Origin of the sequence: Streptomyces sp. T028, assembly GCF_048159505.1 — a bacterium.
Classification (GTDB): domain Bacteria; phylum Actinomycetota; class Actinomycetes; order Streptomycetales; family Streptomycetaceae; genus Streptomyces.
In genome coordinates this window covers 114459-126109 of the sequence record NZ_JBLRVZ010000052.1, presented here as the reverse complement: position 1 = coordinate 126109, position 11651 = coordinate 114459, and the positions used below count along the sequence as shown (strand labels likewise).

Genomic DNA, 11651 nt, shown 5'->3' with positions numbered 1-11651 from the left:
CGGGGGCCGGCTCGGACGGAACGGGGTACGTCCGCCCGAGCCGGCCGGAACACCGGCCCGGTGGTGACCGGACCGGCGGGTCGGGGGCCGGCGACGGGGTGCCGCCGGCGCGGGTGCGACCGACGGCGCGAGTGCGGCGGCCGAGGGTGCGGCGCCCGGCTCGGCGCCCGGCTCGGTGGAGCCTGCCTGTGCCCTGGAGGGCGGCGCCGGGGTCCCGACGAGTCGGGGCCGACGCCGACGCCCTGCTCGGTGGATCCTGCCGGTGCCCCGGAGAGCGGCGGCTGGGATGCCTCCCGTGTCTCCGGGGACGGGGGCTCCGAGAGCGACGGCCCGGGGCCGGTGGCTCCGGGGCCGGCCGGCATTCCGGATGCCTGCTCCGGGGATCCGGCCGTTGGCACCCGAGCCGACAGGACGGGGGCCTGCGGCGCGGAACCAGCCGCGTGGACCGGGCCGACGTATGGCCGGATCGCAGCCCGGCTGGGCCGACGCGCGACCAGGTCGACGCACGACCAGGCCCAACGTGCGACAGGGCCCGCGCACGACCCGGCCGACGTACAGCCAGGCCGGCGCACGACCCGGCTGGCGTACAGCCAGGCCGACGTACAGCCAGGCCGACGTACAGCCAGGCCGACGTACAGCCAGGCCGACGTACAGCCAGGCCGACGTACAGCCAGGCCGACGTACGACCAGGCCGACGTACGACCAGGCCGACGTACGACCAGGTCGGACGTCGCCGGTGGCCACCGCGCACACTCGGTGGCCACCGGAGTCGTCACGCGCAGGCGCGGACGGTCACCGGGTCCAGGGCCCGTACCGGGCGGACCGCGCCGACCGGTTCGCCGCCGCCGAGCAGCGCCTCGCCCGCGAACTCGGTGAGGAGGGCGGGGTCGACGCCCGCGCGGGCGAGGGCGGCCGCGGTGACCGGGATGCGGGCCCGGTTCGCGCCGTCGGAGATCTTGACGGCGACGGCGCGGCCGTCCGGGAGGGCGGCGACCTCCACGCCCTCGAAGCCGTCCTTGGCGAGCAGTCCGGGAACGGCCCGCATCAGGGCGGCCACGTCCCGGCCGGCGCCGGAGGCCATCTCGGCGTGGTCGCGCATGGCGTCCGCGACACGGGCCTCGGGGGTGCCGGGTGCCGCCGTGGTGATGCGGGCGGCGGCCCGGGCGAGGCCGTGCAGGGAGACGGAGAAGAGCGGGGCGCCGCACCCGTCGACGGTGACCCGTGCGATCCGCTGTCCGGTGAGGTCCTCGACGATCTCCGCGATCGCCTGCTGGAGCGGGTGCTCCGGGTCGAGGTGGCCGTCGAGGGACCAGCCGTTGAGCTTGCAGGTGTACAGCATGGCCGCGTGCTTGCCGGAGCAGTTCTGCGCGAGCCGGGAGGGCTCGCGGCCCTCGCGTATCCAGGTGTCGCGGACCGCCGGGTCGTACGGCATGTCCTTGACGTTGCGCAGGTCGTCCTCCGTGACGCCGGCCAGCTCGAGGATCCGCCGGGTCCCGGCTAGGTGGCGTTCCTCGCCGGAGTGGCTGGCGGCGGCGAGCGAGAGCAGCTCGCCGTCGAGCGGCAGCCCGGCCCGCAGCATCGCGACGGCCTGGACGGGCTTGAGCGCGGAGCGCGGGTAGAAGGCGGCCTCGATGTCGCCGAGCTGGAACTCGACGTCACCGTCCGTGCCGAGGACGACGACGGAGCCGTGGTGGACGCCCTCGGTCACTCCGCCCCGGACGAGGTGGGCGACGGGCGCGTGGAGGGGTTCACGGATCACGGGGGCGTCCGCGAGGGAGCTGCTGTACATGACTGCCTGGATCGCTCGGGAATGGTCGTGGGCCGGCGCCGGGGTCACGCGTCGGCCTTGGGCGAGGTGCGCGCGAGGTTGCGGCGGATGGCGTACCAGCCGGCGACGAGCGCTCCGACGATCAGCGGCAGGCACAGCACGGTGGTGCGTCCGGCGCCGCCGTCGGCGTACATGAGGACCAGGACCGAGGCGAGGAAGAACAGGGTCACGAGTTCGGTCCAGGGGGAGCCCGGGAGCTGGTAGCCCGGACGGGTCAGCTCGCCCTTCTGGGTCTTCTGCCAGAAGAGCAGGTGACAGATCATGATCATGCCCCAGGTGGAGAGGATGCCGATCGCCGCGAAGTTCAGGACGATCTCGAAGGCGTCCGCCGGGACCACGAAGTTGAGGCCGACGCCCAGGACACAGATACCGCTGGTGAGCAGGATGCCGCCGTACGGGACCTGGCTGCGGCTCATCTTCGCGGTGAACTTCGGGGCGGAGCCGCTCACGGCCATGGAGCGCAGGATGCGGCCGGTGGAGTAGAGGCCGGAGTTCAGGGAGGACATGGCCGCCGTGAGGACGACCAGGTTCATCACGCCGCCCGCCGCCGGGACACCGATGTTGGACAGCACGGTGACGAAGGGGCTCTCGCCGGCCGTGTACTTGTTCCACGGGAGCAGCATCGAGAGGAGGACGACCGAGCCGACGTAGAACAGGCCCACGCGCCACATGATCGAGTTGATCGCCTTCGGCATGATCTTCTCGGGGTTCTCGGTCTCACCGGCGGCGACGCCGACCAGTTCGACGGAGGCGTAGGCGAAGACGACGCCCTGGATGATCAGCAGCATGGGCAGCAGGCCGTTGGGGAAGAGGCCGCCGTTGTCGGTGATCAGGGAGGGGCCGGGGTTGGTGCCGTCCACCGGGTGCTGGGTGACCAGCAGGAAGATGCCGATGCACATGAAGATCACCAGGGCGCTGACCTTGACGATGGCGAACCAGAACTCCAGTTCGCCGAAGATCTTCACCGAGATAAGGTTCACGGTGAGGACCACGGCCAGCGCGATCAGGGCGATCGCCCACTGAGGTATGTCGGAGAACATGCCCCAGTAGTGGGTGTAGGTGGCGACCGCGGTGATGTCGGCGATACCGGTGGTGGCCCAGTTCAGGAAGTACATCCAGCCCGCGGTGTACGCGCCCTTCTCGCCGAGGAACTCGCGGGCGTACGACACGAAGGCGCCGGAGGACGGGCGGTACAGGACGAGTTCGCCGAGGGCGCGCACGACGAGGAACGCGAAGACGCCGCAGACGGCGTACGCGACGAAGAGGGAGGGCCCGGCGTCGGCGAGCCGGCCGCCCGCGCCGAGGAAGAGGCCGGTGCCGATGGCACCGCCGATGGCGATCATGTTGACGTGCCGGTGCTTCAGCGACTTGCTGTAGCCGTGGTCGCCGGCGTCCATGTGACCGGACGAGGGGCGCGTCTCGTCTTTGAGGTGCTGTTCGCTCACGCCTCGGGTCCGCCTTCCAGGGGAGTACTCGTGCCAGGGGGTCGCACGATGTCGGTGAGGGTCGTCTCGACGCGGTCGAGGTGATGGCTCATCGCCTCCACCGCGTCGTGCTCGGAACCGTCGATCAGCGCCTCGACGATGGCCCGGTGCTCGCGGTTGGACTGCTCGCGCCGGCCGCCCAGCTCGTTGAGGAAGGCCGACTGACGCGCCAGTGCGTCCCGGATCTCCTCGATGACCCGGCGGAAGACCGGGTTCTGGGCGGCTTCGGCCACGGCCAGGTGGAAGAGGGTGTCCATCGCGACCCACGCGGTGGTGTCCGTCTCCCGTTCCATGCGGTCGAGCAGATGGGCCAGGTGGTCCAGGTTCTCCGGGGTGCGGCGCTGTGCCGCGTACCCGGCGACCGGGATCTCGACGTGGCGGCGCACCTCCAGCAGGTCGCTGGCCGCGTAGTCGCCGAAGGTGGGGTCCTCGACGGTGTTCGCGATGACGAAGGTGCCCTTGCCGGTCTTGGCGACCGTCAGGCCCATGGTCTGCAGGGCGCGCAGCGCCTCCCGGAGCACGGGCCGGGAGACCTCGAGGGTGCGGCAGAGCTCCGCCTCGGAGGGGAGCTTGTCGCCGATGGCGTACTCGCCGCGCTCGATGGCGCCACGGAGGTGGGCGAGAACCGCTTCCATCGCGCTGACGCGCCGCGGGATCGCACCACCTGTCTGGCTGTCTGACAGGTTCACGGGAGAGATGTTCCGGTTTACGTACGGGTGTGTCAAGGGCGGTGAAACAAAAAATTCAGCGGACGGGAAGCCTGCATTCGAAACTTCCCGCCCGCCGGTGATCGACCACCGGTGGTCAACTGTTCAGCACGCCGGTCCCCAACAGGCCGAACAGCAGCAGACCGACGACGATCCGGTAGATCACGAAGGCGTTGAAGGAGTGCTTGGCGACGAACTTCAGCAGCCAGGCGATGGAGGCGTACGCCACCACGAACGAGACGGCGGTGCCGACGGCCAGCGGGGCGGCGCCCGCGCCCGTGCCGAGCGCGTCCTTCAGCTCGTACAGGCCCGCGCCGGTCAGGGCGGGGATGCCGAGGAAGAAGGACAGCCGGGTGGCGGCCACGCGGTCCAGGTCGAGCATGAGCGCGGTGGACATGGTGGCGCCGGAGCGGGAGAAGCCGGGGAAGAGCAGCGCGAGGATCTGGGAGCTGCCGACGAGCATCGCGTCCTTGAACGAGGTGTCGTCCTCGCCGCGCTTGTGCCGGCCCATCCGGTCGGCGGCCCACATCACACCGCTGCCGGCGATCAGCGAGCCGGCGACCACCCACAGGGAGGCCAGCGGCCCCTCGATGAGCGGCTTGGCGGCGAGACCGACGACGACGATCGGGATCGTCGCGTAGATGACCCACCAGGCGAACCTGTAGTCGTGGTGGACGCGCTCCTCGCGGTTGCGCAGACCCCGGAACCAGGCCGACACGATCCGCACGATGTCCTTGCGGAAGTACACCAGCACGGCGGCGATCGCCCCGACCTGGATCACCGCGGAGAAGCCGACGACGGCGTCGTCGTCGACCGGGATGTTCATCAGCCCCTCGGTGATCTTCAGATGGCCGGTGGAGGAGACGGGGAGGAACTCGGTCACTCCCTCGACGGCTCCGAGGACGACGGCTTGGCCGACGGAGATGGCGCTCATGGAATCCAGTTCTGGGTGGGTCGACAACGGCGAGGGACAGTCCTACCAGGCGATTCCTGGCGGCCGTGGCACGGTGGACCGGCTAGGACCACACCGCCTGGCCTATCGCGACCCCGGCGAACGCGGCCCCGAGGCCCGCCACCAGGCTCCCGAGGACATTGGCGGCAGCGTAGAGGCCCGCGCCGGTCTCGGTCAGCCGGAGCGTCTCGTACGAGAACGTCGAGTACGTCGTCAGGGCCCCACAGAAGCCCGTGCCCAGGAGCAACCGCAGGTCGGGGCTGAGGGAGGCGGCGCCGGTCAGGGTGCCGAGGATCAGACAGCCGGTCACGTTGACGACGAAGGTGCCCCAGGGGAACACCGAGTCGTGCCGGGACTGCACCGCGCGGTCGGTGAGATAGCGCGCGGGCGCGCCGATCATGCCGCCCACGACGACCACCAGCCAGTTCACAACGACTTCTTACCCTTCGTATCCGGTTCGTCCTGGTTCCTGCCGCGCCCCGCGTACTTGATCACATGGCACTCGTCGAGCACGACCAGGCCTTCGGTGACCAGTTCGTCGAGCTGCGGCAGGAAGGCCTGCACCCGCTCCTCCGTGTCGACGATGACGACGGCGACGGGCAGGTCCTCGCTGAGCGAGAGCAGCCGCGAGGTGTGGATCAGGGAGGAGGCGCCGAAGCCCTCCACGCCGTGGAAGACGCTGGCGCCGGCGAGCCCGGCGGCGTGGGCGCGGTGGACGATCTCGCTGTAGAGGGGCTTGTGGCGCCAGGTGTCGTTCTCACCGACGAAGACGGTCAGGCGCAGGGCGTTGCCGGTCAGTCTCTTCATCGCTGCCTCCGCGAACTCGTGGGCAGGGCGCGGCGGGTCGCGGTGGCCGCGAGCCACACGGCCCCGAGCGCCGCGCACAGGGTCGCGGCGAGGTAGGCGAACGCGGTGCCCGGGCGGCCCGCGTCGACCAGCCGCTGGATGTCGACGGCGTACGTCGAGAAGGTCGTGAAGCCGCCGAGGACGCCGGTGCCGAAGAAGGGGCGCACCAGCCGGTGCACGGTCAGCACCTCGGTGACCAGCACCAGGAAGACACCGATCACCGCACAGCCGACGACGTTCACCCAGAGGGTCGTCCAGGGGAAGCCGCCGGTGGCCGTCGGCCACCACAGCGCCGCGGCGTAGCGGGCGGTGGCGCCGATCCCGCCGCCCACGGCGACGGCGGCGACCACCGGGAGCTGACCGGCCCCGGTGGTCCCGCGCGGGGTGCTGGTGCGGAGGCTCTCGGCCTCGGGAGCTGACATGTCGCACCAGCGTATCGCCGTCTCACTCGGCCAAGGTCGCCGTCCTACTTGGTCAGGGGTGCCTCGCAGACCGCGATGCCCGGCTCCCAGAGGCTGCCCAGGACCAGTCGTCCGCCGGTCTCGCAGACGCTGGTGACCATGCGGTAGCCGGAGCGGCGGCGGGTGAGGTGTTCCACGATCCGGCCGTCGTCGTCGACCGCGAGGACCCCGGCGGTGCCCGAGGGGCGGTACGGCGCGCGCAGGGCCACGCGGGCGGCGCGGCGGCGTACGGCGGGACGGGCGCGGTGGAGGAGGTCGAGCGGGGGGACCCGCGGGCCGGCGAGGGCGACCCAGATCGGGCCGTCGGGGGCGCCGCGCCAGAGGTTGTCGGGGAAGCCGGGCAGGTTCTCGAGGAAGGGGTCGGCCTGTCCGGCGCGGGGGCCGGTGAGGTGGAAGCGGGTGAGGCGGCGGGCGCCGGTCTCGGCGACGACCAGGAACGAGTCGTCGGCGCCGCGGGCGATCCCGTTGGCGAACTGCAGCCCGTCCAGGACGATCTCGGCCTCGCGGGCGCCCGGTTCGAGGCGCAGCAACCGTCCGGTGCCGGTGTGTTCGACGATGTCGCCCATCCAGTCGCGCAGCGGATGGAGCCGGTTGGAGACGGTGAAATAGACCGTGCCGTCGGGCAGGGCGACGACGTTGCTGCAGAAGCGGAGCCTCTCCCCCGCCGCGGACCCGGTCAGGACGCGGACGTTGCCGGGGCCGGCCTCGGGGTCGACGCGCAGCAGTGCGCCCTCGGCGTCGCACACCAGCAGATCGCCGTCGGGGAGGAGTTCGAGGCCGAGCGGACGGCCGCCGATCTCGCCGACGCATTCGACACGGGCCGCGGCCGGGTCGTCCAGACCGTCGATCCGCAGGATCCGTCCGTCGGCCACCCCGGTCAGCACCCGTCCTCTGGGGTCGGCGACGACGTCTTCGGGGCCGTGCCCGGGGAGAGTGAGGTACCTGATCGGAACGAGGGCCGTCCGACGGTCCATGGGGGTCCGCCCTTCCTGGAGGAGGCGGCCATCCTCGCAGGCAGGGATGGAGTCGGCAGGTCGTGGCCGGGGTCTTTTGCCGGGGTTTTCCGGAAACGGTTCTCCAGGGGCGCTTCCGGCTGCGCGCAGGGCTCTGGCGTCTCTTCCCGCCGCCCTTCACCATCCCTTCTCGAACATGCGCGCCACCTCGGCGATGCGGATCTCGTCGCGCCGGTAGTGGACGCGCCGCTTGATGCGGGTGGCGCGCAGCAGGCCGAGGTCGGTGAGCAGGGTGAGATGGGTGTCGGCCACCTGGCGGCGCACGCCGAGTTTCGCCGCGATCGCGTCCGCGGTGACGCCGTCCCGGACGAGGTCGCCGTGCCGCTGGGGCGGGAAGTGCCGGGCCGGATCCTTCAGCCATTCCAGGATGGCCAGTCGCCTCTCACCACCGGGAGTCCTCAGCATGGTCGTCCCCCTCCGTCCGGGCCTCCTCGTGCCGTGTCGTCCCACTGTCGCGCAGCCTGGGATGCCGTGTCCCGGACTCGGCAAGCGTTGGCCGGGATCGAACACCCTTGGCGCACAGGGGCGTTCGTATACGGAGGGCCTCCGGATGCCGAGGCCGAAACGCGCGGGGCCCGGCCGCGTGATGTGCGGCCGGGCCCCTTGTGCGGGTCGGGCGGTCAGCGGTGGCTGAACCACGCCATCGAGGACAGGGCCTTGTCGTCGTAGCCGAACAGGGCCTGGTTCTCCCAGCCGTTGCCCGAGGTGGCGTCGGTCGGGTCCCAGCCGTTGCCGGTGACGGCGGTCCAGGTCGCCTCCCAGTAGAAGACGCCGAGACCGCGGCCGTTCGGGACGGCCTCCACGATGTTCGTGACGGCGTTCATCCAGGCGAGCTGGCCGGCCGCGGACGCCGGGTAGCCGGAGACCAGTTCACCGGTGGTGTCGATCTGGTTGGTGAGCGAGTCGTCGCTGTCGAGCCGGAAGGGGTAGGCCGTCTCGGCGACGAAGACCGGCTTGCCGTAGCGGGAGGCCGCGTCGTCCAGGGTCGTCTGGAAGTCGTAGAGCGAGCCATGCCAGTAGCCGTAGTACGACAGGCCGATCGCGTCGAACTTCACGCCGCCCGCGACGGCGTTGTCGAACCACGTGCGGGTGCCGGAGAGGTCACCGCCCTTGGCGAGGTGCAGGGCGACCGTGGTGGACGAGTTGACCGCCTTGACGGCGTTGTAGCCCGAGTTGAGCAGTCCGGCGAGCTGCGACCAGTTGGAGGTGGAACCCTCGTTCCACAGCATGCCGCCGTTGATCTCGTTGCCCACCTGGACCATGTCGGCGGTGGTGCCCTGCGCCTTCAGCGCGTTCAGCACGTCGTACGTGTGGTTGTACACGTCGGTGGTCAGCTGGCTGTAGGTGTGCCCCGACCACGCGGACGGCTTGGACTGGGCGCCCGGGTCGGCCCAGGTGTCCGAGTAGTGGAAGTCGACCAGCAGCTTCATGCCGGCCGCCTTGACGCGCTTGGCCATGGCCAGCACGCGTGTCTTGTTGTTGTAGCCGTCGGCCGGGTTGACCCAGACCTTCAGGCGCGCGTAGTTCATGCCGGCGTTGTCCAGGATGGAGATCGCGTCGCCGGTGCTGCCGGAGCTCCACTTGTAGACGCCGCCCTTCGCCTCGCTCTTGGCGAGGGAGGAGATGTCGGCACCGTGGATCGACGTGCTGGTCGTGCCGGACGTGAAGGTCAGGTCGTCGACGTTGATCCAGTTGCCCGCGTTCGCGTCACTGTTGATGCTGATCGTGCACTGGTTGTTGGTCACGCTGACCGGCACCACGATGTGGATCCAGCCGCTCGAGGAGACCGGCAGGTCGGTGCGCTGCTCCGTGCCGCCGCAGTTCTTGAGCGCGATGTACGCCGAGTTCTGACCGCCGCCCGAGCGCACCCAGGCGGTGAGCTTGTAGTTGCCGTTGGTCAGGCCGGACAGGTACTGGTACGTCTCCACCTTGTAGGCGGACGACGACCAGTGGCTCAGGCGGTAGCTTCCGCCGTGGCCGCCGGCCTCGGTGAAGGAGGCCGCGTTCTGGCCGGCCGCGGAGTACGTCGACCAGCCGGTCGGCGTCGCGGTGCCGGTGCCGTCGGACTCGAAGCCGCCGTTGGTGAGCGTGCTCGCCGCCTGGGCGGTCTGCGCGGGCAGTGCGGTGAGGGCGAGCCCCGCGACAAGAGGCAGGAGCAGTGCTCTGGAGGTGCGTCTGGGATGGAACATCTTCGTCCGTCGTCCCTTCGACGTATGGGGTGGGATCCCTCGGATGAGGGAGAGACCCCCTCCGCCCGCGGCTCGCGGCTCCACGGGCGGAGGGGGAGTCGGTTCAGCCGTCGAGCCGGACGACCCGTACGGCCCCTGCCGGGACCGCGAGGCGGCCTGCGGCGCGTTCGCCGGTGAGCAGCTCGGTGCCGGAGGTCTCCAGCGGCACCTTGGCGTCGGTGGCGGTGTGGTTGATCGCGAAGAGGTAGCCGCCGGTCTCCCCGGAGCGCCGTACGACCTCGACGTCGTGGGGCAGGTCGGCGCGCGGGTCGAGCGCTGCGTCCTCGGTGGCCCAGCCGAGCAGGGCGTCCAGGCCCTCGTGGCCGAGGCGGGTGGAGACGTACCAGGCGGTGCCCTCGCCGAGGCGGTGCCGGGTGACGGCCGGGTGGCCGGCGGTGAGGCCGTCGGCGTACGTCCACACGGTCTCGGCGCCGCGCGGCACGACGAACTCGGTCCACACGTCGCCGCCGAGTTCGGAGCCGTCGGGGCCGGTGAGCCGCACGCTCTGGCCGGCGAGCAGCGGCGAGAACTCCTCGACGGTCAGGCCGAGGACGTCGCGCAGCGCGCCCGGGTGGGCGCCCTCGTGGACGGCGTCGTGCTCGTCGACGATCCCGGAGAAGTACGACACGACGAGGGTGCCGCCGTTCTCGACGTACGCCGTGAGGTTGTTCCCGGCCGCCTCCGTCATCAGGTAGAGCGCGGGCACCACGACCAGGGGGTACTTCGACAGGTCGGCCTCGGGGTGGGCGAAGTCGACGGTGAGGTGGCGGTCGTAGAGCGCCTCGTAGAAGGCGTCGGCGCGCTCGCGGGCGTCGTGGTCCTCGCTGGGGCGCCAGGCGAGGTTCTGCGCCCACCAGGAGTGCCAGTCCCACAGGACCGCCACGTCGGCCTCGGTGCGGGTGCCCCGGATCGTGGCCAGGGAGTCGAGGGACGCGCCGAGCTCGACCACCTCGCGCCACACGCGCGTGTCGGTGCCGCCGTGCGGGACCATCGCCGAGTGGAACTTCTCGGCGCCGCGCCGGGACTGGCGCCACTGGAAGAACATCGCACCCTCGGAGCCGCGGGCGACATGGCCGAGCGAGTTGCGGGCCATCTGGCCGGGCGCCTTGGCGGGGTTGCGGGGCTGCCAGTTGATGCCCGAGGTGGAGTGTTCGAGCAGGATCCAGGGGGCGCCGCCCGCGACCGAGCGGGTGAGGTCGGCGGCCATCGCCAGGTTGACGTGGGTGCGGCGGCCGTCGGTGATGAGGTAGTGGTCGTTGGTGACGATGTCGACCTCGCGGCCCCACGCCCAGTAGTCGATGGAGTCGCACTGGCTGAGGGCCGTCATGAAGTTCGTGGTGACCGGGACGCCGGGCGCGAGGCGATGCAGGATGTCCCGCTCCATGACGAAGTTCTCGCGGATGGTGGCATCGGCGAAGCGCTTGTAGTCCAGCGCCTGGCCGGGGTTGCCGACGGTGGGGGTGGCGCGGGGCGGGTTGATGTCCTCGAGGCTCGCGTAGTGCTGGCCCCAGAAGGCGGTGCCCCATGCCTCGTTCACCGCCTCGACCGTGCCGTACGTCGTCGTGAGCCAGCGGCGGAAGTGGGCGGCGCAGGAGTCGCAGTAGCAGGCCGAGACGGGGACGCCGTACTCGTTGTGCACGTGCCACATCGCCAGGGCCGGGTGGTCGCCGTAGCGCTCGGCGAGCCGGGTGGTGATGTTCGCGGCGGCCGCGCGGTAGTCGGCGTTGCTGTGGCAGATGGCGCCGCGCGAGCCGAACTCCAGGCGTACGCCCTCGGGCGTCACCGGCAGGGCGTCGGGGTGGGCGCGGTAGAACCACACGGGCGGGACGACGGTGGGGGTGCCCAGGTCCACGCGGATGCCGTTGTCGTGGAGCAGGCCGATGATCCGGTCAAGCCAGCCGAAGTCGTACACCCCGGGTGAGGGCTCCAGGAGCGCCCAGGAGAAGATTCCGACGCTCACCATGGTGACGCCGGCCTCCCGCATCAGCCGGACGTCTTCGTGCCAGACACTTTCCGGCCATTGTTCGGGGTTGTAGTCCCCACCGAAGGCGAGCCTGGTCAGGCCCCGGGGGGTGGTCTCCGGCATGGATGTCTCCCGTTTAATCGATCATTTGGGAACGTGCACACACGGT

General features: G+C 71.0%; 11 protein-coding genes. All 11 read right to left on the bottom strand.

Annotated elements, in window-relative coordinates:
• Nucleotides 1–772 precede the first annotated feature (772 nt).
• The 11 genes from ACLZN2_RS41170 to ACLZN2_RS41120 all read right to left on the bottom strand — a co-directional run bounded on the left by ACLZN2_RS41170 (nucleotide 773) and on the right by ACLZN2_RS41120 (nucleotide 11605).
• Complete coding sequence (locus ACLZN2_RS41170; protein WP_416984827.1) at nucleotides 773–1789, bottom strand: asparaginase; 1017 nt, start codon at nucleotides 1787–1789, stop codon at nucleotides 773–775.
• A 44-nt stretch (nucleotides 1790–1833) separates the two neighbouring features.
• Nucleotides 1834–3273 (bottom strand): amino acid permease, encoded by a 1440-nt coding sequence (locus tag ACLZN2_RS41165; protein WP_416984826.1) that lies wholly within the window; start codon nucleotides 3271–3273, stop codon nucleotides 1834–1836.
• Nucleotides 3270–3947 (bottom strand): FadR/GntR family transcriptional regulator, encoded by a 678-nt coding sequence (locus ACLZN2_RS41160; RefSeq protein WP_416984890.1) that lies wholly within the window; start codon nucleotides 3945–3947, stop codon nucleotides 3270–3272. The genes ACLZN2_RS41165 and ACLZN2_RS41160 overlap by 4 nt, the downstream gene beginning before the upstream one ends.
• A 169-nt stretch (nucleotides 3948–4116) precedes the next feature.
• The gene (locus tag ACLZN2_RS41155) at nucleotides 4117–4953 is read right to left on the bottom strand and encodes an undecaprenyl-diphosphate phosphatase (RefSeq protein WP_416984825.1); all 837 of its coding nucleotides are present in this window, start codon (nucleotides 4951–4953) and stop codon (nucleotides 4117–4119) included.
• A gap of 82 nt (nucleotides 4954–5035) precedes the next feature.
• Entirely contained in the window at nucleotides 5036–5401 is a 366-nt protein-coding gene (gene crcB / locus ACLZN2_RS41150; RefSeq protein WP_416984824.1) for a fluoride efflux transporter CrcB, read from the bottom strand.
• Nucleotides 5398–5778: a DUF190 domain-containing protein gene (locus ACLZN2_RS41145; protein WP_416984822.1), complete on the bottom strand. Its 381-nt coding sequence runs from the start codon at nucleotides 5776–5778 to the stop codon at nucleotides 5398–5400. Before ACLZN2_RS41145 ends, crcB (ACLZN2_RS41150) begins: the two co-directional genes overlap by 4 nt.
• Nucleotides 5775–6239: a fluoride efflux transporter CrcB gene (gene crcB, locus ACLZN2_RS41140; RefSeq protein WP_416984821.1), complete on the bottom strand. Its 465-nt coding sequence runs from the start codon at nucleotides 6237–6239 to the stop codon at nucleotides 5775–5777. The genes ACLZN2_RS41145 and crcB (ACLZN2_RS41140) overlap by 4 nt, the downstream gene beginning before the upstream one ends.
• Nucleotides 6240–6283: 44 nt before the next feature.
• Nucleotides 6284–7252 carry an SMP-30/gluconolactonase/LRE family protein gene (locus ACLZN2_RS41135; RefSeq protein WP_416984820.1) on the bottom strand — a complete coding sequence of 323 codons (969 nt, stop codon included), beginning with the start codon at nucleotides 7250–7252 and terminating at the stop codon, nucleotides 6284–6286.
• 156 nt (nucleotides 7253–7408) lie between these two features.
• Nucleotides 7409–7696, bottom strand: a complete 288-nt coding sequence (locus ACLZN2_RS41130) for an ArsR family transcriptional regulator (protein ID WP_416984819.1) — start codon at nucleotides 7694–7696, stop codon at nucleotides 7409–7411.
• A 215-nt stretch (nucleotides 7697–7911) separates the two neighbouring features.
• Nucleotides 7912–9480 carry a glycoside hydrolase family 53 protein gene (locus ACLZN2_RS41125; RefSeq protein WP_416984818.1) on the bottom strand — a complete coding sequence of 523 codons (1569 nt, stop codon included), beginning with the start codon at nucleotides 9478–9480 and terminating at the stop codon, nucleotides 7912–7914.
• A 103-nt stretch (nucleotides 9481–9583) separates the two neighbouring features.
• Complete coding sequence (locus ACLZN2_RS41120) at nucleotides 9584–11605, bottom strand: beta-galactosidase (RefSeq protein WP_416984816.1); 2022 nt, start codon at nucleotides 11603–11605, stop codon at nucleotides 9584–9586.
• Nucleotides 11606–11651 lie beyond the last annotated feature (46 nt).